The organism is Ramlibacter pinisoli (genome assembly GCF_009758015.1).
Classification (GTDB): Bacteria; Pseudomonadota; Gammaproteobacteria; order Burkholderiales; family Burkholderiaceae_C; genus Ramlibacter; species Ramlibacter pinisoli.
Genome location: NZ_WSEL01000009.1, coordinates 1,722,977 through 1,748,073, shown reverse-complemented (window position 1 = coordinate 1,748,073; position 25,097 = coordinate 1,722,977). Strand labels below are relative to the sequence as shown.

Annotated in this window: 23 protein-coding genes and 1 pseudogene; 21 read left to right on the top strand and 3 right to left on the bottom strand. The window is 71.2% G+C overall.

Annotation, left to right across the window (positions count from 1 at the left end):
- Positions 1-17 precede the first annotated feature (17 nt).
- The 13 genes and pseudogenes from hmgA (at position 18) to GON04_RS22665 (ending at position 13,640) form a co-directional block, all read left to right on the top strand.
- Positions 18-1,322 (top strand): homogentisate 1,2-dioxygenase, encoded by a 1,305-nt coding sequence (gene hmgA, locus GON04_RS22720; protein ID WP_157400249.1) that lies wholly within the window; start codon positions 18-20, stop codon positions 1,320-1,322.
- Positions 1,319-2,644 (top strand): fumarylacetoacetase, encoded by a 1,326-nt coding sequence (gene fahA / locus GON04_RS22715; RefSeq protein ID WP_157400248.1) that lies wholly within the window; start codon positions 1,319-1,321, stop codon positions 2,642-2,644. The genes hmgA and fahA overlap by 4 nt, the downstream gene beginning before the upstream one ends.
- 49 nt (positions 2,645-2,693) lie before the next feature.
- Entirely contained in the window at positions 2,694-3,617 is a 924-nt protein-coding gene (locus tag GON04_RS22710) for a LysR substrate-binding domain-containing protein (RefSeq protein ID WP_157400247.1), read from the top strand.
- 103 nt (positions 3,618-3,720) lie between these two features.
- On the top strand, positions 3,721-4,350 hold the full coding sequence (locus GON04_RS22705; protein ID WP_157400246.1) for a UbiX family flavin prenyltransferase: 630 nt from the start codon (positions 3,721-3,723) through the stop codon (positions 4,348-4,350).
- Between the two features lie 16 nt (positions 4,351-4,366).
- Positions 4,367-5,182: an FAD binding domain-containing protein gene (locus GON04_RS22700; RefSeq protein WP_157400245.1), complete on the top strand. Its 816-nt coding sequence runs from the start codon at positions 4,367-4,369 to the stop codon at positions 5,180-5,182.
- 7 nt (positions 5,183-5,189) lie between these two features.
- A pseudogene (locus GON04_RS26930) lies at positions 5,190-5,603 on the top strand (SRPBCC family protein); the annotation flags it as partial.
- Between the two features lie 93 nt (positions 5,604-5,696).
- Positions 5,697-6,173 (top strand): (2Fe-2S)-binding protein, encoded by a 477-nt coding sequence (locus GON04_RS26925; protein ID WP_338051055.1) that lies wholly within the window; start codon positions 5,697-5,699, stop codon positions 6,171-6,173.
- Positions 6,170-8,524 (top strand): xanthine dehydrogenase family protein molybdopterin-binding subunit, encoded by a 2,355-nt coding sequence (locus GON04_RS22690; RefSeq protein ID WP_157400244.1) that lies wholly within the window; start codon positions 6,170-6,172, stop codon positions 8,522-8,524. Before GON04_RS26925 ends, GON04_RS22690 begins: the two co-directional genes overlap by 4 nt.
- The gene (locus tag GON04_RS22685; RefSeq protein ID WP_157400243.1) at positions 8,517-9,263 is read left to right on the top strand and encodes an enoyl-CoA hydratase/isomerase family protein; all 747 of its coding nucleotides are present in this window, start codon (positions 8,517-8,519) and stop codon (positions 9,261-9,263) included. Before GON04_RS22690 ends, GON04_RS22685 begins: the two co-directional genes overlap by 8 nt.
- 19 nt (positions 9,264-9,282) lie before the next feature.
- Positions 9,283-10,281: a Bug family tripartite tricarboxylate transporter substrate binding protein gene (locus tag GON04_RS22680; protein WP_157400242.1), complete on the top strand. Its 999-nt coding sequence runs from the start codon at positions 9,283-9,285 to the stop codon at positions 10,279-10,281.
- Complete coding sequence (locus GON04_RS22675) at positions 10,278-11,807, top strand: UbiD family decarboxylase (protein WP_157400241.1); 1,530 nt, start codon at positions 10,278-10,280, stop codon at positions 11,805-11,807. Before GON04_RS22680 ends, GON04_RS22675 begins: the two co-directional genes overlap by 4 nt.
- A gap of 33 nt (positions 11,808-11,840) precedes the next feature.
- Entirely contained in the window at positions 11,841-12,821 is a 981-nt protein-coding gene (locus tag GON04_RS22670; protein WP_157400240.1) for a Bug family tripartite tricarboxylate transporter substrate binding protein, read from the top strand.
- A 39-nt stretch (positions 12,822-12,860) separates the two neighbouring features.
- Positions 12,861-13,640, top strand: a complete 780-nt coding sequence (locus tag GON04_RS22665; protein WP_157400239.1) for an alpha/beta fold hydrolase — start codon at positions 12,861-12,863, stop codon at positions 13,638-13,640.
- A 50-nt stretch (positions 13,641-13,690) separates the two neighbouring features.
- Here the strand turns inward: GON04_RS22665 and GON04_RS22660 are convergent, their stop codons facing one another.
- Complete coding sequence (locus tag GON04_RS22660) at positions 13,691-14,575, bottom strand: LysR substrate-binding domain-containing protein (protein WP_157400836.1); 885 nt, start codon at positions 14,573-14,575, stop codon at positions 13,691-13,693.
- Positions 14,576-14,704: 129 nt separating this feature from the next.
- On the opposite strand from GON04_RS22660, the gene GON04_RS22655 reads away from it, so the two are divergent.
- From GON04_RS22655 to GON04_RS22620, 8 genes are all read left to right on the top strand, one after another.
- On the top strand, positions 14,705-15,454 hold the full coding sequence (locus GON04_RS22655) for an SDR family NAD(P)-dependent oxidoreductase (protein ID WP_157400238.1): 750 nt from the start codon (positions 14,705-14,707) through the stop codon (positions 15,452-15,454).
- Between the two features lie 38 nt (positions 15,455-15,492).
- Positions 15,493-16,482, top strand: a complete 990-nt coding sequence (locus tag GON04_RS22650; protein WP_157400237.1) for a TRAP transporter substrate-binding protein — start codon at positions 15,493-15,495, stop codon at positions 16,480-16,482.
- A 47-nt stretch (positions 16,483-16,529) separates the two neighbouring features.
- The gene (locus GON04_RS22645; protein WP_157400236.1) at positions 16,530-17,048 is read left to right on the top strand and encodes a TRAP transporter small permease; all 519 of its coding nucleotides are present in this window, start codon (positions 16,530-16,532) and stop codon (positions 17,046-17,048) included.
- A gap of 4 nt (positions 17,049-17,052) precedes the next feature.
- A complete protein-coding gene (locus GON04_RS22640; protein WP_157400235.1) occupies positions 17,053-18,312 on the top strand; it encodes a TRAP transporter large permease in 1,260 nt (419 codons plus the stop codon).
- Between the two features lie 29 nt (positions 18,313-18,341).
- Positions 18,342-19,187, top strand: coding sequence for a transketolase (locus tag GON04_RS22635; RefSeq protein WP_157400234.1), 846 nt, complete (start codon positions 18,342-18,344; stop codon positions 19,185-19,187).
- Entirely contained in the window at positions 19,184-20,191 is a 1,008-nt protein-coding gene (locus GON04_RS22630) for a transketolase family protein (RefSeq protein WP_157400233.1), read from the top strand. Before GON04_RS22635 ends, GON04_RS22630 begins: the two co-directional genes overlap by 4 nt.
- A gap of 2 nt (positions 20,192-20,193) precedes the next feature.
- Positions 20,194-22,188 (top strand): transketolase family protein, encoded by a 1,995-nt coding sequence (locus GON04_RS22625; RefSeq protein WP_157400232.1) that lies wholly within the window; start codon positions 20,194-20,196, stop codon positions 22,186-22,188.
- A 93-nt stretch (positions 22,189-22,281) separates the two neighbouring features.
- On the top strand, positions 22,282-23,025 hold the full coding sequence (locus GON04_RS22620; protein WP_157400231.1) for a FadR/GntR family transcriptional regulator: 744 nt from the start codon (positions 22,282-22,284) through the stop codon (positions 23,023-23,025).
- A gap of 6 nt (positions 23,026-23,031) precedes the next feature.
- On the opposite strand, the gene GON04_RS22615 is transcribed toward GON04_RS22620, so the two are convergent.
- Positions 23,032-24,123 carry a CaiB/BaiF CoA transferase family protein gene (locus GON04_RS22615; protein WP_157400230.1) on the bottom strand — a complete coding sequence of 364 codons (1,092 nt, stop codon included), beginning with the start codon at positions 24,121-24,123 and terminating at the stop codon, positions 23,032-23,034.
- 2 nt (positions 24,124-24,125) lie between these two features.
- Complete coding sequence (locus tag GON04_RS22610) at positions 24,126-25,097, bottom strand: Bug family tripartite tricarboxylate transporter substrate binding protein (RefSeq protein WP_157400229.1); 972 nt, start codon at positions 25,095-25,097, stop codon at positions 24,126-24,128.

Here is a 25,097-nt window from a genome sequence, read left to right as displayed (position 1 = left end):
CGATGGAGGATGCAGCCATGACACAGGACAGCTTGCGCTACCAGAGCGGGTTCGGCAACGAATTCGCCACCGAAGCCGTCGCCGGCGCGCTCCCGCAGGGCCGCAACAGCCCGCAGCGCGCGCCCCTGGCCCTCTATGCCGAACTGGTGTCCGGCACTGCCTTCACCGCGCCACGCGCCGAGAACCGCCGCACCTGGCTGTACCGCCGGCAGCCCTCGGTCGTCACCGGCGCTTACCAGCCCTACGAGCAGGCCTGGTGGCTCACCGGTGCGCAGCCGCACGCGGTGATCCCGCCCGAGCCGCTGCGCTGGGCGCCTTTCGAGATTCCGCAGGAGCCGCTCGATTTCGTCGACGGCCTGCGCACGGTGGTGGCCAACGGCGACGTGGAGGCCCAGGTCGGCATGGCCGCCCATGTGTACCTCTGCAACCGGTCCATGGACCGCCGCGCTCTGGTCAACGCGGATGCCGAAATGCTGCTGGTCCCGCAGCAGGGACGCCTCGTGCTGCGCACCGAGCTGGGCGTCCTGTCCGTGCGGCCCGGCGAGATCGCCCTGCTGCCGCGCGGCATCGCCTTCCGCGTGGACGTGCCGGATGGCCCCTCGCGCGGCTACGTGTGCGAGAACTACGGCGCGCTGTTCCGCCTGCCCGAGCTCGGGCCCATCGGCTCCAACGGCCTGGCCAATCCGCGCGACTTCCAGGCACCGGTGGCGGCCTATGAGGACGATGCCGGCGGCTGCGAGATCGTCAAGAAGTTCGGCGGCCGCCTGTGGCGCGCGCAGATGCAGCAGTCGCCGTTCAACGTCGTCGCCTGGCACGGCAACCTCGCGCCGCTCAAGTACGACACCGCGAACTTCATGGTCATCGGCTCGATCAGCTTCGACCATCCGGACCCGTCCATCTTCACCGTGCTCACCTCGCCGTCCGACACGCCGGGCACGGCCAACTGCGATTTCGTCATCTTCCCGCCGCGCTGGCTGGTGGCGGAAGACACCTTCCGCCCGCCCTGGTACCACCGCAACGTGATGAGTGAATTCATGGGGCTCGTCTACGGGCAGTACGACGCCAAGCCCCAGGGCTTCCGTCCCGGCGGGGCCTCGCTGCACAACTGCATGGTTCCCCACGGCCCCGACGCGGAGGCCTTCGACAGGGCCAGCGGCGCGCCCCTGCAGCCCCAGAAGCTGGACAACACGCTGGCCTTCATGTTCGAGAGCCGCTGGCGTTTCCAGCCGACCGCATTCGCGCTGACCGGCGGCGCCCTCGATGCCGACTATGCCCAGTGCTGGTCGGGCCTGGCCGACCGCTTCGCCTCCCGCAAGACATGACGCTCGATTCCACCCACGACCCGGACCTGCGCAGCTGGGTCGCCTCCGCCAACGATCCCGCCACCGACTTTCCGATCCAGAACCTGCCCTTCGGCCGCTTCCGCCGCGCCGATGCTCTGGATGGCTGGCGCATCGGCGTGGCCATCGGCGACCAGGTGCTGGACCTGCGTGCGGCGCAGGAATGCGGGCGCTGGACCGCCGACGTGGCCGCCGTGCTCGAGGGCCTGGCGGGCGGCGAGCTCAAGAGCCTCATGGCGGGCGGGCCGAAGCCGCGCCGGCTGCTGCGGTCGGCACTCTCCGAGGCGCTGTGTGACGGCAGCCAGCAGCGCGGCGCCCTGCAGCCCTGTCTGTTGCCGCAAACAGCGGTGGCGCTCGCGCTGCCGTGCGCGATCGGCGACTACACCGACTTCTACGCGGGCATCCACCACGCCACCGCGGTCGGCAAGCTGTTCCGCCCCGACAACCCGCTGCTGCCCAACTACGAATGGGTGCCGATCGGCTACCACGGCCGCAGCTCGTCGATCGTGGCGAGCGGGCAGGCGGTGCGCCGACCACTCGGCCAGACCAAGAGCCCTGCGGCAACCACGCCGGTGTTCGCGCCGTCCCAGCGCCTGGACTACGAGCTCGAACTGGGCTTCCTGGTGGGCGCGGGCAATGCGCTGGGCGATCCGGTCGCCCTGGATGCGGCCGAGGACCACCTGTTCGGCGTGACCTTGTTCAACGACTGGTCGGCGCGCGACATCCAGGCGTGGGAGTACCAGCCGCTGGGCCCGTTCCTGTCGAAGAACTTCGCCAGCACGATGTCGCCGTGGGTGGTCACGCTGGAAGCGCTGGCGCCGTTCCGCGCGCCCTTGAGCCGGCCGGCCGGCCACCCCGACCCGCTGCCTTATCTCGATTCGCCGCACAACCGGCAGCGGGGTGCGTTCGACATCCAGCTCGAAGCATGGCTGCAGACCGCCGCCATGCGCGCTGCCGGCGAGCCGCCGCACCGGATGTCCAGCAGCTCGGCCGCGGAGGCGGCGTTCTGGACCGCGGCGCAACTGCTCGCCCACCACACCTGCGGCGGCTGCAACCTGCAGCCCGGCGACCTGCTGGGGTCGGGCACGCTGTCCGGCCTGCGGCCGGAGCAGGCCGGGTCGCTGCTGGAGCTGACGAGCGGCGGCAAGGAGCCCATCCGCCTGCCCAACGGCGAACAGCGGACCTTCCTGGCCGACGGCGACACGCTGAGCCTGCGCGGCTGGTGCGAGCGCCCGGGCAGCCGGCGCATCGGCTTCGGCGAGTGCAGCGGCACCATCGTGGCGGCGCCGTCCCCAGCCCGATAGCCCGCGCGCGGCGCCCGCATCCAGTGAGGTTTCCTCACACAATCGGGCCATGCGAAAACTGCCGCCCCTGAACGCGTTGCGTGCCTTCGAAGCCGCCGCGCGCCACATGAGCTTCAGCAAGGCGGCGCGTGAGCTCGAGGTGACGCACGGCGCGATCAGCAAGCAGATCGCGGCGCTGGAAGAGTGGCTCGGAACGGCCGTCTTCGCGCGTCCCCGGGCCCCGCTCAGCCTGACCGGCGCCGGCCGCACGCTGCTGGCGGCGGCCACCCCGGCCCTGGACCGGATCTCCGTCGCCGCGAGCTATCTGCAGGAACACAAGGAGACGCGGGCGCTGAGCGTCAATGCGCCGGCCACCATCCTGATCCGGTGGCTGATCCCGCGGCTGTCGAATTTCCACCGGCGGGAGCCGGGGGTCGAGGTCAAGCTCACCACCTCGGCCGGGCCGCCGAACTTCGAGACCGACCATGTCGTCATCCGCGGCGGCTTCCGCCAGCCCGAGGCCCAGGTGGCCGTGCCGTTCATGACCGAGACGATCGTGCCCGTCTGCCACCCCGACCTGCTGGAAGGCGGGCACCTGCAGGGCCCGGGGGACCTCCGGCACCAGACCTTCCTGAGCTACCGCAACGAGCCCCTGCCCTGGGCCGAGTGGCTGGCCCTCGCGCAGCAGCCGCAGCTGCGTCCCGCCCAGCTGCTGCAGTTCGAGCAGATGTACCTGGCGATCCAGGCGGCGGCCGAAGGCCTGGGCGTCGTGCTGGCGCCGCTGTCGATGGTGGCCGACGACGTCATCACGGGGAAGCTGTGCACCCCGTTCGGGGTGGAGCTCGCGCGCAAGCGCCAGTACTTCGCCCTCATCGCGCCGCAGTGGCACGGCGACCCGGTGGTCGAGACCTTCAAGCAGTGGTTGCTGAAGGAGGGCGAGGACACCGAGCGCTCGCTCGCGCAGCTGCTGCAGACGCTGGCGCGGCCCGCCTGAAGCGCTGCCGTGGTGGTGTGAGCTCTGCTCACAGGGGCGCCTCGCTTTCCGGGCCCGCTTCCCACATCATTCCTGCGTTCCGCCCGCTTCCCGAGAGACCCCGATGACCCGCCTCGCACCGGATGTGCCAGTGTCCCCCCGCCGCCTCATCGTGGGCATCAGCGGCGCGTCCGGCGCGGCCTACGGCATCCGCATCCTGCAGGTCCTGCAGGGTTCGGGGATCGAGACCCACCTGGTCATGAGCGAATCGGCTCGCATGACGGTGGCCACCGAGTGCGACCTGGGCATCAAGGAGATCGAGGCGCTGGCCACCGAGGTCCACCACCAGCGCAACATCGCCGCCACCATCTCCTCCGGATCGTTCAGGACCATGGGCATGGTGGTCGCGCCCTGTTCCATCCGCTCGCTGTCGGAGATCGCGTACGGCAACACGTCCGGGCTGCTCACGCGCGCGGCCGACGTGGTGCTGAAGGAGCGCCGCCGCCTGGTGCTGATGGTGCGCGAAACGCCGCTGCACAACGGCCACCTCAAGGCGATGCTGCAGGCCGGCGAAAACGGCGCGGTGATCATGCCGCCGGTGCCGGCGCTCTACGCCCGCCCGCAGAGCGTGGACGAGATGGTCGACCACACCGTCGGCCGCTGCCTCGACCTGTTCGACATCGACACGCAGCTGGTGCGCCGCTGGGCCGGCATGCGCGCAGCCCGTGCCGCCGACGAGTCCCTCCGGCCCTGACGCTTCCCCAGGCCCCATGTACCCCTTCCGCTACGAACGCCCCAACGATCTCGCCGAGGCCGTGCGCCTGCTGCAGGCGCATGCGCAGGCACGTCCGCTGTCCGGGGGCATGACCCTGCTGCCCACGCTCAAGCACCGGCTTGCGCGTCCGTCCCACCTGGTGGACGTCGCCCGGCTGGATGCACTGCGTGGCATCGCCTGCCAGGGTGGCGTGCTGGCCATCGGCGCCGCCACGCCCCATGCGCAGGTCGCCGCCTCCCCGGTGGTGCGGCAGGCGATCCCGGCGCTGGCCGACCTGGCCGGCCTGATCGGCGACGCCCAGGTGCGCCAGCGCGGCACGATCGGCGGCTCCATCGCCAACAACGACCCGGCCGCCGACTATCCCGCCGCCGTGCTCGGGCTGGGCGCCACCGTGGTCACCGATCGCCGCCGCATCGCCGCGGACGAGTTCTTCACCGGCATGTTCAGCACCGCGCTGGACGCAGCCGAGATCGTCACGGCCATCGAGTTCCCGTTGCCGCTGCGCGCCGTCTATTGCAAGCACCGCCATCCCGCTTCCGGCTACGCGCTGGTCGGGCTGTTCCTGGCGCACACGCAGGGCGGCGTGCGCGTCGCCCTGACCGGCGCGGCGCCCTGCGTGCGGCGCTGGACCGAAGCCGAGGCGCGCCTGTCCGCCGGTGCCGAGGACCCGCTGGCTGCCGTTCGCGACCTGAAGCTGGCCCCACAAGGGCTGAACGACGACCTGGCCGCCACCCCGGCCTACCGCGCGCACCTCGCCGGCGTCCTGCTGCGTCGGGCGCTGTCCGACTCTCCCGCGCCCGCCCAGGCCTGAGACCCGCATGGAATTCACCGGAACCCAACTCATCCCCGCCCGGCGCGCCGCCGTCTGGGCCGCGCTCAACGACCCGGCGATGCTGCAGCAATGCATCCAGGGCTGTGAGCAGTTCGAAGCCACGGGCCCCGCGGAGTGGCGGGCCGTGGTGCTGGCCGCCATCGGCCCGGTGAAGGCACGCTTCACCGGCAGCGTGCAGCTGCACGACATCGAGCCGCTCGCGGGCTACCGGCTGCAAGGGCAGGGGCAGGGCGGCGTCGCCGGCTTCGGCAAGCTGGAGGCACGCGTGCGGTTGCGCGATGAAGCGGGCGACACGCGGCTGGACTACACCGCCCAGGCCCAGGTCGGCGGCAAGCTGGCGCAGATCGGCTCGCGGCTGGTCGCCGGCGTGGCGCAGAAGATGGTCGACCAGTTCTTCTCCGCCTTCACGGCGTTGCTCAGTGGCGGGGCCGCAGCCTTCGCGCCGGCGGCGCGGGATAGCGGCGATGCGGCGGCCGCAGGCGCACTCGCCCGCGTGCAGCTGACGGTCAACGGCCGCGCGGTGGAGCGGCAGGTCGAGGGCCGCACGCTGCTGGTGGACTTCCTGCGCAAGGACCTGGGACTCACGGGCACCCACGTCGGCTGCGACACCACGCAGTGCGGCGCCTGCACCGTCAACCTGGACGGCGTGGCCGTGAAGTCCTGCACCGTGCTGGCGGCGCAGGCCAGCGGCGGCGCGGTCACGACCATCGAAGGCCTGGCCTCCGACGACGGCCTGCATCCGCTGCAGCAGTCGTTCAACCGCTGCCATGCCCTGCAGTGCGGCTTCTGCACGCCCGGCATGATCATGGCGGCCGACGGCCTGCTGCGCAGCGGCTGCGCCGTGACCGACGCCAGCATCGAGCGCGCGCTCGAAGGCAACCTGTGCCGCTGCACCGGTTACGTCCACATCGTGGAGGCGGTGAAGCAGGCCGCCCACGCGCTCGGCGTGCCGACGGAGGCGGCGGCATGATCGGCCAACCCCTGCCCCGGCGCGAGGACCAGCGCCTGATCACCGGCCGCGGCCAGTACACCGACGACATGGATCTGCCCGGCCAGGCCTGGGCCGCGTTCGTGCGCTCGCCGCACGCCCACGCCCGGATCGTCGCCATCGACACCGCGGCGGCGCGCGCCATGCCGGGCGTCCTCGCGGTGCTCACCGGCCAGGACTACGCGGACGACGGCCACCGCGGCGTCGACCACATCCCCAATCCCGTGGACGCGGTGGACGCCCGTGCCAAGGCCTTCACGCGCTCCACCACCGGCCGCATCTACGAGCGCCGCCAGTGGCCCCTTGCCATCGACAGGGTCCGCCACGTCGGCGAAGCGGTCGTGATGGTGGTGGCGCAAACCGTCCACCAGGCGCGCGATGCGGCGGAAGCCGTCGCCATCGAGTACGAGGTCCTGCCGGCCGTGGTGCGCGCGGACGACGCGCTGGCCGAGGGCGCGCCGCAGCTCTATGACGACCTGCCGCGCAACCTCTGCTTCGAGACGGAGCTGGGCGACCGCGCGGCGGTGGATGCCGCCTTCGCGGGCGCCGCCTGCGTGGTGCGGCGCGAGTTCCGCAACAGCCGGATCGTCAACTGCCAGATGGAGCCGCGCTCGGCCCTGGGCCACTACGACGCGGCGCAGGACCGCTGGCTGCTGATCGCCGGCAGCCAGGGCGTGAACCGGCAGCACATGGCACTGGCCGACGCCCTCGGCGTGGCGCCGGAGCGCCTGCGGGTGGTCTCCCCGGACGTCGGTGGCGGCTTCGGTCCGCGCTACTCGCTCAACATGGAACCGGTCGCCGTGCTCTGGGGCGCCCGCCGCGTGGGGCGGCCGGTCAAGTGGACCAGCGATCGCAGCGAGGCCTTCGTGAGCGACTACCAGGGTCGCGACCTGCTGATCCGGGCGGCGGTCGCGTTCGACGCCGACGGGCGCATCCGCGCGCTGGACAACCACCTGGTCGGCAACGTCGGGGCGCATGCCGTGTCCTACGTGCCGATGTCCAACTCCTCCCGCGTCACGACCAGTGTCTACGACGTGCCGGCGGTGGCGCTGAAGATCTCGGCGGCCATGAGCAACACCGTGCCGACCGGGCCCTACCGGGGCGCGGGCCGCCCCGAGGCCATGCATGCGATCGAGCGGGCGCTCGACGTCGCGGCGCGCGAGCTCGGCATCGACCGCGTCGAGATCCGCCGGCGCAACCTCATCCCGCGCCACACGCTGCCCCGCCTCAGCCCGATGGGCCTGCCGTACGACGCGGGCGACTTCCAGGCCAACATGGACCGGGTGCTGCAGCTGGCCGACTGGGCCGGTTTCGCGCAGCGGCGTGCCGCCTCGGCCGCGCGCGGCAAGCTGCGCGGCATCGGACTGGCCAACTACATCGAATCGCCGGTCGGCGCCCCGCGCGAGCGCATCGAGCTGGAGATGCGGCCCGACGGGCAGCTGGACATCGTGTCCGGCACCCAGTCCACCGGCCAGGGCCACGAGACCAGCTTCCTGCAGGTGCTGGCCGAGCACCTGGGCCTGCCGCCCGAGCGGATGCGCCTGCGCACCGGCGACACCGAGATCGTCAAGGCCGGTGGCGGCACCCATTCCGACCGCTCGATGCGGCTGGCCGGCACCTTGCTCGTGCAGGGCTCGGCGCAGCTGCTGGAGCGGGCGCGCCTGGTGGCGGCCGACGTCGCGAAGGTGGAACCGGAACGCCTGCAGCGGCATGCCGATGGCTTCGTGCTCAAGCGCAGGTGGTGGGCCGACCGCGTGCTGACCTGGGCCGACCTGGCCCGGCACGTGGCGCAGCACGGCCTGCCGGACGACCCTGCCTGCAAGCGGCTGGCGGTCGAGGCAGAGTTCTTCGGCCGCATGCCGGCCTACCCCACGGGAGCGGCGGTGTGCGAGCTGGAAGTCGATCCCGACACCGGCGACGTTGCGCTGCTGCGCTACGCCGCGGTCGACGACGTCGGCCGGGCCATCAACCCGCTGATCCTGGAGGGACAGATCCACGGCGGCCTCGCGCAGGGCCTGGGCCAGGCGCTGGGCGAGCACTACGCCATCGACGGCAAGGGCCAGGTGCTGGCCGGCTCCTTCATGGACTATCGCCTGCCGCGCGCCGGCCTGCTGCCGCCGCTGACCATCGAGCTCGCCAACGACCCCACGCTGGGCAACCCGCTGGGCGTCAAGGGCGGCGGCGAGTCGGGCATCACGCCGGCCACCGCCGCCACCTTCAACGCCCTGGCGGACGCGCTGTCGGCGCACACCCAGGAAGAACTCCCCATGCCCGCCACCGCGCTCGCGCTGTGGGAACTGATCCAGACATCGCAGGAGCTTCGCCATGCATGACAACGACGGCCGCAGCCAGGACGGGGTGCGCGTGCGCCGCGACGACCACGTGCTGCACATCACCCTCGACACGCCGGACAACGGCAACCTCGTCAGCGCGGCGATGGGGGAGGCGATCGTCGCGGCGCTGGCCGGCCTGGACCCGCAGGTCCGGCTCGTCGTGCTGCGCGGCGCCGGCGCCGATTTCTGCGCCGGCCGGGTCTCGCCCACGCCCGCCAAGGGCGCGCCGCCGCCGTCCGCCGAGCGCCTGCGCCAGCTGGTGGCGCAGCCGGCGCTGGACCTCTACGACGCGATCAAGGCCGTCCCCGTGCCCACCCTGGCCATCGTGCAGGGACGCGCCATCGGCGTCGGCACGGCCCTGGCCGCCGTGTGCGACCTGACGCTGGCGGCCGAGGACAGCCGCTTCCAGGTGCCCGAGATGGAGCGCGACATCCCGCCCACGCTGGTGATGGCCGCGCTGTGCGACCGCGTGCCCCTGAAGTCGCTCGCCTGGCTGGTGCTCAGCCGCCGCGAATGGTCCGGCCGCGAAGCCCAGGCCGGCGGCCTGCTGAGCTTTACGGCCCCGGCGGCGCAGCTGGAGCAGGAAGCGCAGGCGCTGATCGCGACCCTGGCCGCCGGCTCGCCGGTGGCCCTGCGCGCCTGCAAGCAGTACCTGGCCCACGCGCCCGCCATGCCTCCACAGGCAGCCAGCGCCTTCGCCGCCCACCTGTGCGCAACGGCGCTGTCGGCGCGCTACTAGACGAACCCTGGAGCTTCCCATGCACTCTTCCGATCCGACGGCGCTGCGCCGTCGCCACCTGCTCACCCTCGCAGCCGCTGCCGCGCTGCCGGCGGCGAGCTTCGCCCAGCCCGGTGCTGCGGCCGCGTGGCCCGACAAGCCGCTGCGCATGTTCGTCGGCTACGCCGCCGGCAGCGGCATCGACAACGCGGCCCGCCAGCTCGCGCGCCGCATCGAGGTGCTGGCAGGCCAGCCGGTCGTGGTGGAGAACCGCGCCGGCGCCCTGGGCAACCTCGGCGCGCAGGCCGTCGCCGCCGCCCGGGGGGACGCCTCCACGCTGTTGTTCACGCCCAATTCGACGCACGCGGCCAACATCCACCTGTTCAAGAAGCTGCCGTTCGACCCGGTGAAGGACTTCACGCCGGTCAGCAGCGTCGCCACGCTCGGCTTCGTCCTGGTCTGCGACCCGAAGACCGACGTCACGACCGTGCAGCAGCTGGTGGCGGCCGCGCAGCGCGAGCCGGGCCGCTGGGCCTACGGGACCGGCAACGCCACCGGCCTCGTCGCCGGCGCGATGTTCAAGACGCTGACCGGCACCGACCTGCTCGCCGTGCCCTACAAGAGCGTGCCGCCCGCCATGACCGACCTGATGGGCGGGCGCCTGCAGCTGGTGTTCGCGGACGCGACGCTGGCCATCCCGCTGGTGCGCGCGGGCAAGCTGCGCGCACTGGCCGTCACCGGCCAACGCCGCATGGCGGCCCTGCCGCAGGTGCCGACCATGGCCGAATCGGGCGTCCCCAAGTACGACCTGACGGCCTGGTTCGCCGTCTTCCAGCCCGCCGGCGTCGCGCCGGAGCACAACGCGAAGATGGCCTCCCTGGTGCAGCGCGCCCTGCAGGACCCGCAGCTGGCCGAGTCCCTGCGCAGCATCGGCGCCGAACCCGAATCCTCGACGCCGGCCGAGCTCGCCCGCCGCGTCGCCACCGATACCGAGCGCTGGGGCACGCTCGTGAAACTTGCAGGCATCGAACCCGAATGAACCCGAACCTCGAACAGTTCCGACTGCGCAGCTTCCTCGACGGCCTGGATGCCGGGCAGCTGCTGCGGCACCAGGGCGCGACGGCGCTCAGCGACGTCGCTGCCGCGCTGGAAGGCTCCGCCGCAGCCCAGTACTTCCCGCAGCCGGGCGGCGACGGCCCGCCGCTGGTGGGCAACGTGATGGGCAGCCGCGAGCGCGTGGCGCGGGCCTTCGGCACCACGCCGGACGAGCTCGTCCCGGAGGTGCTGCGTCGCCTGCGCCGGCCGCAGCCCATCGTCACGGTGCAGCGGGACGAGGCGCCGGTGCAGCAGGTCGTGCTGGACGGGAGCGCAGCCGACCTGACGCAGCTGCCGGTGCACCTGCAGCACGAGCTGGACGGCGCGCCCTACATCGGCGCGATCGACTTCTCGCGCGACCCGGCCAATGGCTGGACCAACATCGGCGTGCGCCGCCTGATGCTGCGCGGCCGCCGCAAGGCCGGCGTGGATCTGGTGGCGCCGTCCGACATGCGCGCCCTGTACCTGGGGCACGTCGCGCGCAAGCAGCCGATGCCGGTTGCCTTCGTGGTCGGCGCCAACCCGATCGACTATGTCGCCGCGACCATGCGCATGCCGGTCGACGAGATGGAGCTGCTGGCGTCGCTGCGCGGCGCTCCCCTGGGCCTGGTGAAGTGCATCACCAATGACCTGCTGGTGCCGGCCGATGCCGAATACGTGCTCGAAGGCTACCTGGACGAGCGGGGCCACGTGGAGCCGGAGGGGCCGTACGGCGAGTTCCTGGGCTACTACGGCGGGGTCAAGCGCAATCCCGTGTTCCACCTGACGGCGATCACGCACCGGCGCGATCCGCTGTTCCAGACGCTCACCATCAGCGGCCCGCAGATGGACCGCACCGACACCGCGCAGCTGTGCGCCCTGCGCACCGAGGTGACCGCCTGGCAGGCGATCCAGCAGGCGGTGCGCGAAGTGAAAGGGGTCTACGCCAGCGCCGCCACCGGCGGCATGTTCAACCTGCGCGTGGCGATGCAGCAGCGCGTGCCCGGCGAGGCACGCAACGCGATCGCCGCCGCCTTCTCGTGCCAGGCCAACATCAAGCACGTGTTCGTGGTCGACCCGGACATCGACATCTTCTCGGACACCCAGATGGAGTGGGCGCTGGCGACACGCTTCCAGGCCGGACGCGACCTCGTGGTGATGGACGGGATGCGGGCGATGCCGCTGGACCCGTCGCTGCAGGGGGCGCGCACCGGTGGCAAGCTGGGCTTCGACCTCACGCTGCCGCTGCTGGCGCCGGGCGAGCAGCGCAGCATGGAATACCTGGTCCCCACGCCGCCGCAGCAGGCCACGGCCGACGCCGCGGTGCGCAGCCCCGACGCCGCGTTGGCTGCAGGACCGAAGACCTTTGCCGAGCTGATGCGCGCGACCGGCAGCCGCGACGGCCGCGAACTCGTTCGCTGGCTCGAGTCCCAGGATAGCGAGGGCAGGCTGGAACGCGACGAACGGGGCCGCTGGCTCCTGCGGGCTTGAGCCTGCCTGAACCGGATACACGAAGGAGACACCATGAGGAATCTGCAGACCGTCCGCACCGCATGCACGCTGGTGCTAGCGGCGCTTCTGGGGCCGCTGGCGGCGCTGTCGGCCCACGCGGCGCAGGACTGGCCTGAGCGGCCCATCAAGCTGGTCGTGCCCTATCCGGCCGGGGCAGGGGCGGATACGACGGCACGCATCGTCGCGGAGAAACTGGGAGGGCGCCTCGGCCAGCCCGTCGTGGTCGACAACCGCCCGGGTGCCGCCACGAACATCGCGATGGAGGGAGTCATCCATGCGCCAGCCGACGGCTACACGCTGTTCTTCGCGCTCCCGACCGTCGTGCAGAACCCGTACCTGTACAAGCTGCGCTTCGACCCGCGCACGGAGTTGCGCGCCGTGTCCAAGCTGACCGAGGTCAGCTTCGTGTTGCTGGCCGGCAAGGACTTCGCGCCGCGCAGCCTTGCCGAGGTGCTGAAGCTGGCGGCCGAGCGGCCTGGCCACGTGACCTGCGGGTCTCCGGGCGCCACCCCCGGCCTGGGGTGCGAGCTGCTCAGGATCCGCGGCAAGGTCGACATCACGGTGGTGCCGTACAAGGGCAATGCCCCGGCGCTCACCGACCTGGCCGGCGGCCAGATCAGCCTGCTGTTCGACCTGGTGAGTTCGGCCAAGCCGCACGTGACCTCGGGGCGGGTGCGGGCCCTGGCCACCACCAACGCCAAGCGGGGCGACCCCCAGTTCCCCGACCTGCCGACGGTGTCCGAGACCCTGCCCGGTTTCGAACTGACGGCCTGGCAGGGCGTCATGGTGCCGGCCAAGACCCCGGACGCCGTGGTCCAGCGCCTGGACCGCGAACTGGCCGCCGTCATGGCCGATCCCGACGTGCAGGGCAGGCTGGCGGCAAACGGCCTCACCCCGTCCTACGAGAACGCGACGCGCTTTCGCCAGACGCTGGCGCGCGAATTCACCCACTACGAAAAGCTGATCCGCGAGACCGGCATGAAGGGCGAGTGACACCATGCCAGGCCCGACCTGCCTAGCCCTCCGCTCGCGATGCTAGGGGCTGCCAGTCAAGCGATCCCCTGCCTGCGCTTCGGCCAGGGGCGCCATCGCGTCCTGTTCCTCGCGGGCTGGCTGGGCAGCGCGCAGGACTGGGGCCCGGTGCTGCAGGCCATGGATGCGGACGCGGTGTCGGCCTGCCTGCTGGACATCCGGGGCTACGGCACGCGCCGCAGCGAGCAGGGCAGCTACTCGTTCCGCGAAGTGGCGCAGGACGTGCAGCGTGTCCTGGACGAACTGGGCTGGGACGACTGCACCCTGGTGGGCCACTCCATGGGCGCCATGGCCATGCAGCGTGTGCTGGCCGATGCGGGGCGACGCGTGCGGGCGCTGGTGGGCATCGCGCCGGTGCCCGCCTGCGGTTCGCGCATGGACGCCCAGCGCTTCGCCAGTTTCGAGGCGGCCGTGCACAACATCCCCCACCGGCAGGGCATCGTCGCCGCCTCCACCGGCCAGCGGCTGTCGCCGAGCTGGACGCTCAGGGTTGCCGAGACGTCCTGGGCGCAGTCGAGCGAGGTCGCCGTCGGCCGCTACCTGCTGGAGTGGGCGCGCGAAGGCTTCGAGGCCGAGATCGCGGGCAGCGCCTGTCCGGTGCGGCTGTTCGTGGGGCAGCACGATCCGGGGCTCACCCGCGCCGCCATGGAGAGGACCTGGTTGCGCTGGTATGCCGATGCGACCGTGGAGGAGGTGCCGAACGCGGGCCACTATCCCCTGCTGGAGACGCCGGCGTGGCTCGGCACGCGACTCGACGCGACCCTGCGCCAGCTGGCGTGAGGCGTCCTCTCGACGCCTTCCCCCTCGGCGCTGGCAGGCCGCCATCGGGGCTATGGCTTCGATGCCTCCCGATGGATCCAGGCCAGGAACGCTTCCACGGGCGGCTTGCGCGCGTGGCGCGCCGGATAGACGACGAAATGCGCCTTCACCCGGATGGCCTTGTCCATCCCCATGACGGGCCGCAGCTTGCCCTCCGCGATGTGCCGGGCCGCCATGGTCGCGCTTTCGAGGGCGACGCCGAGCCCCTGCACGGCGGCCTCCAGCGCCATCTGCGCGCGGTCGAAGCGTAGCGAGAAGCGGTCCGGGGCCGGCGCGCCGGAATACCTCGCAAGCCAGTCGGACCACTGGACGACGTTCACGTTGCTCTGGATCAGCGGCACGTCCAGGAGCTGGTCGACGCGCTTGAGCCGTTGCTCGCGGATGAAGGCGGGACTCGCGAGCGGCACGATGCTTTCCTCGAACAGGGGCTCGACCACGAGGTCCGGCCACTGCGGCACGCCATAGCGGATGTCCAGGTCGACCTGTCCCAGCGCGAAGTCGGTGTGCGCATGGGAGGCCGACAGGTTCAGCGAAACGTCCCGGGTCGCCTCGGCAAAGCTTTTCAGGCGCGGCATCAGCCACAGGCTGGCCAGGCTCGGACTCGAGTGCACGTACAGGCTGTTGCTCACGCCCTGCCGCAGGTCCTCGGTGGCGGCGGAGATCGCGCCGAGCGCACCTGCGATCCGGGCCAGGTAGCGGTCGCCGGCCGGGCTCAGCCGGACGCCGTGCGCACTGCGGTCGAACAGGCGCACGCCGATCTGGGCCTCGAGCCGGGCGATCTGGTGGCTGACGGCCGATGCCGTCAGATGCAGCTCCGCAGCGGCGAGGCCGAAGCTGCGGCGGCGTGCGACGGCTTCGAAAGCGAGGAGGGCAGGCAGCGGTGGAAGGGCGCTCATCGGGTCAACCCGGACGTCAGATGACGGGTTGTCATTTTCACCTGAAGAATCATCGCTTGTCGTCATCCCTGCCCGCCGGCAGCATCCGCCCATCTTGGTTTGCGCACGTTTGCAAAGGAGAAGGACCCCATGCTGCTGAAGGACAAGGTTGCCGTGATCACGGGTGGCGCCGGATTGAACGGACTGGGCTTTGCCACCGCGAGGATGATGGCCGCGCAGGGCGCGCGCATCGCCATCCTCGACCTCGCACGAGCCGAGCCCGCCGGCGCGGCGGCCCGGCTGGGTGCGGGCCACATCGGGGTGGTCGCGGACGTGACCGACAAGGCGTCCTGCGAGGCCGCCGCCGCCGAGGTGCTGCGCGCGTTCGGACGGATCGACATCCTGTTCAACAACGCAGGCATCACGCAACCGCGCAAGACGCTGGACATCACCGACGGCGACTACGACGCCGTGCTCGACGTCAGCCTGCGCGGCACGCTGCACATGTCGCAGGCGGTGGTGCCGGCGATGCGCGAGCAGAACGCGGGCGCGATCGTCTGCACCTCCTCGGTCAGCGCGCAGCGCGGCGGCGGCATCCTGGGCGGCCCGCACTACTCGGCCGCCAAGGCCGGGGTGCTCGGCCTGGCCCGCGCGATGGCGCGCGAGTTCGGCATCGACGGCATCCGCATCAACTGCGTGACGCCGGGCCTGATCGCCACCGACATCAACAAGGGCCTGATCCCGGACGACCGCATGCAGGGCATCCTGGATCAGATCCCGCTGAACCGCATCGGCGAGCCGGACGACGTCGCCGGCTGCGTGGTGTTCCTCGCCAGCGACCTGGCGAAGTACCTCACCGGCGTGACGCTCGACGTCAACGGCGGCATGTTGATCCACTGAACCGGCCCGCACGAGAACCACACAGGAGACAAGGCATCATGCAACGCAACACCTTCACCCGTTCCCTGCTGGCGCTGGCGGCGATCACGCTGCTGCCGATCGCCGCGCAGGCCCAGACCCTGAAGCTCACGCTCGGCCACGGCGCGGCGCCGGACAACCCGCGCAACCTCGCGGCGGTCAAGTTCGCCGAGACCGTCAAGGCCAAGACCAACGGCCGCATCGAGGTCCAGGTGGCGCATTCGGCGCAGCTCGGCGACGACGCCGCGATGGTCACGGCGCTGCGCTCGGGCACGCTGGACATGTCGGCCAACAGCCAGGGCGCGGTGTCGACCGTGGTGCCGGAGTTCGCCTCGCTCGGTCTTCCCTTCCTCTTCAGCGACGTGCAGAAGGCCTGGCAACTGATGGACGGCCCGATCGGCAAGGAACTGGCCGACAAGACCGCGGCCAAGGGGATGGTGCTGCTCGGCCTGTGGGACAACGGCATCCGCCAGATGTCCAACAGCAAGCGCGCGATCAAGGCGCCGGCAGACCTCAAGGGCCTGAAGATGCGCACGCCGCCCGACGAGGTGACGATCGACATCATGAAGTCCATGGGCGCCGATGCGCAGCAGATCAAGTTCTCCGAGCTCTACGTCGCCCTGCAGCAGGGCGTGGTGGACGGCCAGGAGAACCCGCTGACCAACATCGCCTCGGCCAAGCTCTACGAGGTGCAGAAGTACGTCTCGCTGACCGGCCACAAGTACGAGTCCACGCCGTTCCTGATGAGCAAGCGGACCTGGGACCGGCTCCCGGAAGCGGACCGCAAGATCGTCAACGAGGCCGCGGCCGAGGCGACGCAGCTGCAGCGCCGCCTGAACAAGGAGGCGGACGACAAGCTGGCCGCCGACCTCAAGGGCAAGGGCGTCCAGATCGACGCCGTCGATCGCGAGGCCTTCGTCCAGGCGTCCAAGCCGGTGTACGCCAAGTGGACCTCCGGGCCGATCGGCGAGTTCGCCAACCGCGTCGTCCGCGCGGCCTCCGCCAACTGAAACCCGCCACCGGGCCCGCCACGCGGCGGGCCTCGAAAGGGGTACCCATGAACGCACTGATCCAGGCCGTCGAGGCGGCCATCGCATGGGGCTGCCGCGCCGTGCTCTACGTCACGCTGTCGGTGGTCTTCCTGATCCTCTCGATCAACGTCGGCCTGCGCTATGCCGCCGGCACCAGCATCGCCTGGGCGTCGGAGCTGCCCGAGCTGCTGTTTCCCTGGATGATCATGGCCGGGGTCGTGCTGGCGGCCCAGCACGGCTCGCACATCGCGGTGGTCCTGCTCACCCAGAAGCTCGGCCCCTCGCGGCGCTGGGTGCTGGCCGCGGGCTCGCTGATCGTCACCGCGATGTACGCCACCCTGGCCTGGATGGCGGTGCCCGTGGCGCAGATCGCGCACGACGAGAAGACGCCCATCCTGCACGTGCCCGGTTCGGTGAGCGTCGGCTGCCTCGCGCTGGGCTTCGGGGTGCTGGCCATCGTGACCCTGTGCCGGCTGCCGCGGATGTGGAACGACCAGCGCGTCGAGACTGTGCAGGCGGCCGAGGCGATGGCGCACGGAGCCTGATGCCATGACCGCCCTCATCATCGGCCTGTTCGTCCTGGCGGCGCTGGCGTCGATCCCGATCGCCCACGCGCTGGTGCTCGCCTCGGTGGCGGGCCTCTTCATCCTCGACCGCGTGCCGGTGCACATGGCGGTCGAGCAGATGCTCTCGCAGACCCAGAGCTTTCCGCTGATCGCGATTCCGTTCTTCATGATGACCGGCGCGCTGATGGTCAGTGGCCGGCTCGGCCAGAGCCTCGTGTCCCTGCTGTCGATGATGATCGGCCGCGTGCACGGCGGCCCGGCGCAGGTCGGCGTGCTGTCCTCGACGATCTTCGGCGGGGTGTCCGGCTCGGCGGTGGCCGACGCCTCGGCGATCGGCTCGATGCTGATCCCCTGGCTGAAGAAGCTGGGCTATCCGGCGCCGTTCGCGGCCGGCGCGCTGGCCGCGGCGGCGACGATCGACATCCTGATCCCGCCGTCGATCCCGATGATCGTCTACGCCCTGGTCTCGGGCGCCTCCATCGGCGCGCTCTTCGTCGCCGGCATCCTGCCGGGCCTGATGATGTGCGCCGGTTTCATGGCGGTGTGCTACGTGCAGGGCCGGCGGCGCAACTTCCCGCGCGACACCACGCCGTTCAACTGGACCGAGTTCGGCCGCCAGTTCCTGCAGGCCGGCCCGGCGCTGGCGATGCCGGTGCTGATCATCGTGTTCCTGCGCTTCGGCATCGCCACCCCGACCGAGGTGAGCGTGATGTCCACGCTGTACGCGATGGTGGTCTCGGCCGTCGTCTACCACGACCTGACGCTGGCCAAGCTGCGGGCCGCCGCGATCGAGGCCGGCATCTCGACCGGTGTCGTGCTGCTGATCATCATGGCGTCCAGCGTGGTCGGCTGGATCGTCACATACGAGCAGCTTCCCGCCGCCTTCACGCTCTATGCCAAGGAGACGCTGCGCCAGCCCTGGCTGATCATCCTTGCGATGAACCTCATCATGCTGGCCACCGCGATGTTCATCGACCTGCCGGCCGCCGTGCTGCTGCTCACGCCGATGTTCGTGCCGCTGGCGGCCGCCGTCGGCATGGACACGATCCAGCTGGGCATCATGATGATCGTCAACCTCTCGATCGGCCTGTACCACCCGCCGATCGGCACCACGCTGTTCATCACCAGTTCGATCGCCAAGGTGCGCATCGGCGACGTGGTGAAGGAGCTGATCCCGTTCTACGTCGTCGCCATCGCGTTGCTGCTGGGCTTCGCCTACCTGCCGTGGCTCACGCTGCGCTGACGCCGACCTCCAACCCGCAAGGAGTCCCCATGCCTGCTGATCTCGACCAACTCGCTGCCTGCGCCTGGCGCATCCGCCGCCTTGCCTTGCGCATGGGCGAAGTGCAGGGCCAGGGCTACGTGGGCCAGGCACTCGGCTATGCCGACGTGCTGGCCGTGGCCTACGGCCATGCGCTCCAGCTCAAGCCCGACGACCCGCATTGGGAAGGGCGCGACCGCTTCCTGCTCTCGCACGGGCATTACGCGATCGCGCACTACGCGGCGCTGATCGAGGCCGGCATCATTCCCGAGATCGAGCTGGAGACCTACGGCAGCGACGACAGCCGGCTGCCGATGTCGGGCATGGCCAGCTACACGCCGGGCATGGAAATGTCCGGTGGATCGCTCGGCCACGGGCTCGTCATCGCGGTTGGCATGGCGCTCGGCCTGCGGCACAAGCGCAACCCGGCCTTCGTCTACAACTCGATGTCCGACGGCGAGCTCGACGAGGGCTCCACCTGGGAGGCGGCGATGGCCGCCGCGCACCATGGCCTGGGCAACCTGGTCTGCCTGGTCGACATCAACAACCAGCAGGCCGACGGCCCCTCGAGCAAGGTGCTGGGCTTCGAGCCGCTGGCCGAAAAGTGGGCCGCCTTCGGCTGGCACGTGCAGCGGGTCGACGGCAACGACCTGCCGGCGGTGCTGGATTCCTTCAACGCCGCGCGCGCGCTGGAGGAGCCGATGCCGCGCGTGATCCTGTTCGACACGCTGATGGGCAAGGGCGTTCCCTTCCTCGAGCAGCGCGAGAAGAACCATTTCATCCGCGTCGATCCGCCCGAATGGCAGCAGGCGCTGCAGGTGCTGGACCGGACGCAACCCGAAGGAGCCCCCGCATGAGCGCCGTCGCCGACAAGAAGCCGAAGCTGACCACCTCGGCGATGATCGCCTCGATCGCCTCCGAGGGGCAGCGCGTGAAGGCCGCGCCTTTTGGCAAGGCGCTGGTCGAGTACGCCGCCAGTCGGCCCGAGGTCGTCGGGCTCAGCGCGGACCTGGCCAAGTACACCGACCTGCACTTGTTCGCGCAGGCCTATCCCGAGCGCTTCTTCCAGATGGGCATGGCCGAGCAGCTGCTGATGGGGGCCGCCGGCGGCCTGGCCAAGGAGGGACTGGTTCCGTTCGCCACCACCTACGCCGTCTTCGGCACCCGGCGCGCCTACGACTTCATCCACCAGGTGATCGCCGAGGAGAACCTGAACGTCAAGATCTGCTGTGCCCTGCCGGGCCTGACCACCGGCTACGGGCCCAGCCACCAGGCCACCGAGGACCTGGCGATGATGCGGGCAATCCCCGGCCTGACCATCGTCGACCCCTGCGACGCCCTCGACATCGAGCAGGCCGTGCCCCAGATCGCGGAACGCAAGGGCCCGGTCTACATGCGGCTGCTGCGCGGCCAGGTGCCGCTGGTGCTCGACGAGGTGCCGGGCTACCGGTTCGAGCTGGGCAAGGCCAAGATGCTGTGCGAGGGCGCCGACGTGCTGGTCATCTCGAGCGGCATCCTCACGATGCGGGCGCTCGAGGTCGCGCAGGACCTGGCGAAGGACCGCATCGGCGTTGCCGTGCTGCACAGCCCGACGATCAAGCCCCTGGACGAGGCGGCGATCGTCGAGGCGGTGCGCTACCAGCACCGGTTGGTCGTCGTCGCCGAGAACCATTCGGTGGTGGGCGGGCTCGGCGAGGCGGTCGCCGCCACGCTGCTGCGCCATCGGGTGCAGCCGGCCGGCTTCCAGCTGGCCGGCCTGCCCGATGCGTTCCTCGACGCCGGCGCGCTGCCGACGCTGCACGACCGCTACGGCATCAGCCGCGAGGCGCTCGGCGCGCGCATCAAGGGCTGGCTCGGTTGACCATGGCGAGGGCATCCGACAACGCGCTGGCCGACGCGATCCGCTTCCTGGCCATCGACGCCATCACGCGGGCGGGCGAGGGCCACCAGGGCGTGCCGCTCGGCATGGCGGACATCGCCACGGCGCTCTACACGCGGCACCTGAGGTTCGACGCCGGCGACCCGGCCTGGCCCGACCGCGACCGCGTCGTCCTGTCGAACGGCCACGGCTCCATGCTGCTCTACGCGCTGCTGCACCTGACCGGCGTCGAGCGCATGGGCATCGAGCAGGTCAGCAGCTTCCGCGACTTCGGCTCGCGCTGCGAAGGCCACCCCGAGCGCGACGTCGCATCCGGGATCGAGGTGACCACCGGCCCGCTGGGGCAGGGCATCGCCAACGCAATGGGCATGGCGGTGGCGGAGGCCTGGCTCAACGCGCGCTACGGCGACGCGGTCTGCAACCACCACACCTATGCCTTCGTCGGCGACGGCTGCCTGCAGGAAGGCGTCGGGCAGGAGATGATCTCGCTGGCCGGCCACCTGCGCCTGGGCAAGCTGGTCCTGCTCTGGGACGACAACCGGATCACCGACGACGGCAGCACCGAGCTGTCGATCAGCGAGGACGTGGCGCAGCGCTGCCGGGTGGCGGGTTGGCACGTGGTGGAGGTCGACGGGCACGACATCGAGGCGGTGTCGGAAGCGATCGCCCAGGCCAAGGCCGACGCGCGGCCCTCGCTGCTGGCGTGCCGGACCGTGATCGCGCGCGGCATCGCCCGGCTGCAAGGCCAGCGCGGCGGCCACAGCGGCCGGCTGTTCCCCGAGGACGCCCAGGCCGCGCGCGACCTTCTCGACTGGCCCCATGCGCCGTTCGAGGTCCCCGCACCGGTGCTGGCCGCCTGGCGCGAGGCCGGCGCGCGGCACCGCGGCGAGCGCGCGGCGTGGCGGCAGCGCGTCGACGCGCTGCCGGTGGAGCGGCGCGCGGAATTCGACCGCCTGGTCTCCGGCGGCCTGCCGGATGGCTGGCGCGACGTGCTTGCCCGGTACAAGCGCGATGCGCCAGTGCGCGAGCCGCTCGCCAGCGGCATCTTCATCTCCGGCGAGATCAACGATGCCCTGGTGGACGTCCTGCCCGAGCGCCTGGTCGGCTGCGCGGACCTGGAGGCGCCCACCAACCACAAGCGGCGCCTGGCGGCCTTCACCGCGGCCGATCGCACCGGTGCCTACATCCACTGTGGCGTGCGCGAGCACGTCATGGGCGCGATGGCGAACGGCATGGCCGCCCATGGCGGCGTGGTGCCGCTGGCCGTGACCTACCTCGCCTTCAGCGACTACGAGCGCCCCGCCATGCGGATGGCGGCCCTGATGGGCCTGCCGGTGCGCTTCGTCTTCAGCCACGATTCGATCGGCATCGGCAAGAACGGGCCGACGCACCAGCCGGTGGAGATTCTGGCGTCGCTGCGCGCCATGCCCGGCATGCTGGTGCTGCGTCCCGCCGACGCGGTGGAAGCCGCCGAATGCTGGGAGATCGCGCTGGCGCACCGCAACGGGCCGTCCACCCTGGTGTTCGCCCGCCAGGCGCTGCCGCACGTGCGGCGCTTCCACACCGATGCCAACCTCAGCGCCCGCGGCGCCTACGTCCTGCAGGAGGCCGCCGGGGGCGAGCGCCAGGTGACCCTGCTGGCCACCGGTTCGGAGGTGGCGCTGGCCCTGGCCGCCCGCGAACTGCTGCAGGCCGGCGGGACGCCCACCGCCGTCGTGTCCATGCCGAGCTGGGAGCTCTTTGAGGCGCAGGGCCCCGACTACCGCGCCGCGGTGCTCGGTGCGCCCGGCGGCGTCCGCGTCGCCTGCGAGGCCGCGGTCCGCTTCGGCTGGGACCGCTGGATCGGTGAGCGGGGCGGCTTCGTGGGGATGAAGGGGTTCGGCGCGTCGGGACCGGCCGATGTCCTGTACCGGCACTTCGGCATCACCGCCGAGGCCATCGCGGGCGAGGCGACGCGGTTGCTGGCTCCTCGACACTGACTGGCATCGGGCGACCCGTGGTCGCCGGACCTGGCCTGTCAACGCCGGCTCGGCCGCGCGCGCAGTGGTCCAGCGGTAGAATAGTTGGACCAAATGCTCCGAGACTCTGCCCGCCTGGAATTCTCCGCAATCGCGCCTGCCCGCGCCGTTGACGAGATCGCCGCCCAAGTGCGCGACATGATCGCGACGGGCAAGCTCAAGCCTGGCGATCGGCTGCCGTCCGAGCGCGACCTCTCGGCGCAGCTCCACGTCAGCCGCAATACCCTGCGCGAAGCGCTCCGGGCCCTGGAGCACGCGGGCATCGTCGCCATGCGCAAGGGCGCCACCGGCGGCGCCTTCGTGCGGTCGGGCAGTTCCGGCGTAATCGTCAATGGCCTGCGCGACCTGTACCACCTGGGTGCGATCACGCCGCAACAACTGACGGAAGCACGCGTGTGGCTGAGCGAGGTCGTGGTCCGCGTGGCCTGCGAGCGCGCGACCGGCGAGGACTTCGATGCGCTCGACGCCAACATCGATGCTTCTGCCAAGGCAGAGGATTTCGACGAGCGTGCGCGCCTCAACCGCGAGTTCCACGTCATCCTGGCGCGCGCCACGCGCAATCCCATCATGGTGATCACGATGGAAAGCATCATGGCCGTGTTCGCGCAGTTCATCGCCCAGATCGGGCCCAGCGACAACAGCTTCATCCTGCCCTCGCGCCGCCGCTTCATGAAGCACCTGCGTGCCCGGGACGTCGCCGCCGCGGCGGCCGAGATGACGAAGGCGCTCGCGCGCCTGCAGACCAAGTACATGGACCAGTGGAGTGCACGCGCAGCGGCGGGCGCGGCTACCTCCTGACGGCTTTCACCCGGTCCGCCCCTCCTTCCAGCGCGCACCCACCTCGCAGCCCGGGGTCGCCGCCGAGGCGACGGAGCGGGCTTGCGCGGGCGTGCGCGAGAAGCGCGGTGCCGGCGCGGGCTGCCGGACGCCGTCCACCTCCACGAAGGCGCTGCGCTGCGTGTTGTGGGCGTGGCCTGCGGCTTCACTGAGCGACAGCACCGGCGCGACGCAGCTGTCGCTGTCCTGCAGCAGGGCGGTCCATTCGTCGCGCGTGCGCGTGCGAAAGATCGCCGCCAGCTCGGCCCGCAGCGCGGGCCAGCGGGCGCGGTCGTTCCGTGCATCCGACCACTCGGCCGCCAGCCCGATCCTGCGGCCGAGCTCGGCGAAGAACGGCGGCTCGAGGGCGCCGACGCTGACATGCTGTCCGTCGGCGGTCTCGTACACCGTGTACCAGGGGGCCGCGCCATCCAGCAGGTTGCTTTCGCGCTGCTCGACGAAGCTGCCGCGCAGGCCCATGCCGACGAACTGCGTCATCAGGCTCGTCACACCGTCGACGATGGCGGCGTCCACGACCTGGCCTCGGCCGGACTGGCGCCGTTCGAACAGGGCCGCCAGCACGCCGGTCACCAGGTACATGCTGCCGCCGCCATAGTCGCCCAGCAGGTTCAGCGGCGGGACGGGACGCTCGCGCGGGCCGATGGCGTGCAGGGCGCCCGACAGCGCGATGTAGTTGATGTCGTGCCCGGCGGTGCGGGCGAGCGGGCCTTCCTGCCCCCACCCGGTCATGCGCGCGTAGACCAGACCGGGGTTGCGTTGCAGCGCTTCCTCGGGCCCGAGGCCCAGTCGTTCCATGACCCCGGGCCGGAAGCCTTCGACCAGCACGTCCGCATGATCGGCCAGGTCCCGGGCGCGGTCCAGGTCTGCGGTCGACTTCAGGTCCAGCTGGACGAGCGTGCGGCCGCGCTGCATCACGTTGCGGGGATCTCCCACGCGCGCCTGCGGACGGTCGATCGTGACGACGTCCGCCCCCATGTCGGAGAGGAGCATGCACGCGAACGGAGCGGGCCCCAGGCCCGCGAACTCCAGGACGCGCAGGCCGCGAAGTGGCCCGGCCATGGTCAATCCATCTTGACGTTGGAGCGCTTGACCACCTCGCCCCATTGCGCCATCTCGTCGCGGATGGTCTTGGCCAGCTCCTCGGGCTTGCTCGCCCGTGCCTCGATGTTGCGCTCGGCGAACATCTTCTGCACTTCGGGCCGCGTCACCGCGTACTCCACGGCCGCGTGCAGCTTGGTGGCGATCGCGTCGGGCACGCCGGCGGGCGCCAGCACGCCGAACCAGGCGACGCTGCGGAAGCCGGGCACTTCCTCGGCAATGGCAGGCAGGCCCGGCACGGTGTTCGTGCGCTGCGGCGTGGCCACTGCAAGGTACTTGACCTTGCCGGCCTGGAGCATGCTGGCACCGTCCAGGCCCGTCACGAAGGCGGCCTGCAGCTGCCCGCCACCGAAGGCCGTCATCATCGGCGCACCGCCGGCATAGGGCACGTGCGTGAGCTTCAGGCCGGCCAGGGCGTTGAAGTGCTCGCCGGTCAGGTGGGAGAGGGAGCCGTTGCCGACCGACCCGAAGTTCCAGTCCTGCTGCCGGGCCAGCGCGATGAACTCCTTCAGGGTCCTGGCCGGGGTGTCGGCCGGAACGGCCAGGATCATGGGCGTGATGGCCACCGTGGAGATCGGGCGCAGGTCCTTCAGGGGGTCGTACGGGATCTTGCGCATCAGCGGCACGATGGCATTCGGGCCGGAGTTGCCGAACACGATGGTGTAGCCGTCCGGTGCCGCCTTGGCGACCTGGTCGGTTCCGATCGTGCCGCCGGCGCCCGCCTTGTTGTCGACCACCACCGGCTGCTTGAGGAAGTCCTGCATCGGCTTCTGGATCGCCCGCGCGAGCTGGTCGGTGCTGCCGCCGGCGGCGTACGGCACGACGATGCGGATCGGCTTCGATGGCCAGGCGTCCTGCGCGGCCGCGCCGAGGGCAAGGGTCGAGAGGGCGGCCGCAGCAACAGCGTGCAACACGCGGCGACGGGATCGGGTCAT

What these genes read in the sequence shown, in the direction of transcription:
- GON04_RS22705 (WP_157400246.1), top strand. Translation starts at nt 3,721, where the DNA reads ATGACCCGCCTCGCACCGGATGTGCCAGTGTCCCCCCGCCGCCTCATC.
- GON04_RS22690 (WP_157400244.1), top strand. Translation starts at nt 6,170, where the DNA reads ATGATCGGCCAACCCCTGCCCCGGCGCGAGGACCAGCGCCTGATCACC.
- GON04_RS22620 (WP_157400231.1), top strand. Translation starts at nt 22,282, where the DNA reads ATGCTCCGAGACTCTGCCCGCCTGGAATTCTCCGCAATCGCGCCTGCC.
- GON04_RS22685 (WP_157400243.1), top strand. Translation starts at nt 8,517, where the DNA reads ATGCATGACAACGACGGCCGCAGCCAGGACGGGGTGCGCGTGCGCCGC.
- GON04_RS22625 (WP_157400232.1), top strand. Translation starts at nt 20,194, where the DNA reads ATGGCGAGGGCATCCGACAACGCGCTGGCCGACGCGATCCGCTTCCTG.
- GON04_RS22610 (WP_157400229.1), bottom strand. Translation starts at nt 25,097, where the DNA reads ATGACCCGATCCCGTCGCCGCGTGTTGCACGCTGTTGCTGCGGCCGCC.
- GON04_RS22615 (WP_157400230.1), bottom strand. Translation starts at nt 24,123, where the DNA reads ATGGCCGGGCCACTTCGCGGCCTGCGCGTCCTGGAGTTCGCGGGCCTG.
- GON04_RS22675 (WP_157400241.1), top strand. Translation starts at nt 10,278, where the DNA reads ATGAACCCGAACCTCGAACAGTTCCGACTGCGCAGCTTCCTCGACGGC.
- GON04_RS22700 (WP_157400245.1), top strand. Translation starts at nt 4,367, where the DNA reads ATGTACCCCTTCCGCTACGAACGCCCCAACGATCTCGCCGAGGCCGTG.
- GON04_RS22680 (WP_157400242.1), top strand. Translation starts at nt 9,283, where the DNA reads ATGCACTCTTCCGATCCGACGGCGCTGCGCCGTCGCCACCTGCTCACC.
- GON04_RS22640 (WP_157400235.1), top strand. Translation starts at nt 17,053, where the DNA reads ATGACCGCCCTCATCATCGGCCTGTTCGTCCTGGCGGCGCTGGCGTCG.
- GON04_RS22670 (WP_157400240.1), top strand. Translation starts at nt 11,841, where the DNA reads ATGAGGAATCTGCAGACCGTCCGCACCGCATGCACGCTGGTGCTAGCG.
- GON04_RS22650 (WP_157400237.1), top strand. Translation starts at nt 15,493, where the DNA reads ATGCAACGCAACACCTTCACCCGTTCCCTGCTGGCGCTGGCGGCGATC.
- GON04_RS22645 (WP_157400236.1), top strand. Translation starts at nt 16,530, where the DNA reads ATGAACGCACTGATCCAGGCCGTCGAGGCGGCCATCGCATGGGGCTGC.
- fahA (WP_157400248.1), top strand. Translation starts at nt 1,319, where the DNA reads ATGACGCTCGATTCCACCCACGACCCGGACCTGCGCAGCTGGGTCGCC.
- GON04_RS22710 (WP_157400247.1), top strand. Translation starts at nt 2,694, where the DNA reads ATGCGAAAACTGCCGCCCCTGAACGCGTTGCGTGCCTTCGAAGCCGCC.
- hmgA (WP_157400249.1), top strand. Translation starts at nt 18, where the DNA reads ATGACACAGGACAGCTTGCGCTACCAGAGCGGGTTCGGCAACGAATTC.
- GON04_RS22665 (WP_157400239.1), top strand. Translation starts at nt 12,861, where the DNA reads ATGCTAGGGGCTGCCAGTCAAGCGATCCCCTGCCTGCGCTTCGGCCAG.
- GON04_RS22630 (WP_157400233.1), top strand. Translation starts at nt 19,184, where the DNA reads ATGAGCGCCGTCGCCGACAAGAAGCCGAAGCTGACCACCTCGGCGATG.
- GON04_RS22635 (WP_157400234.1), top strand. Translation starts at nt 18,342, where the DNA reads ATGCCTGCTGATCTCGACCAACTCGCTGCCTGCGCCTGGCGCATCCGC.
- GON04_RS22655 (WP_157400238.1), top strand. Translation starts at nt 14,705, where the DNA reads ATGCTGCTGAAGGACAAGGTTGCCGTGATCACGGGTGGCGCCGGATTG.
- GON04_RS22660 (WP_157400836.1), bottom strand. Translation starts at nt 14,575, where the DNA reads ATGAGCGCCCTTCCACCGCTGCCTGCCCTCCTCGCTTTCGAAGCCGTC.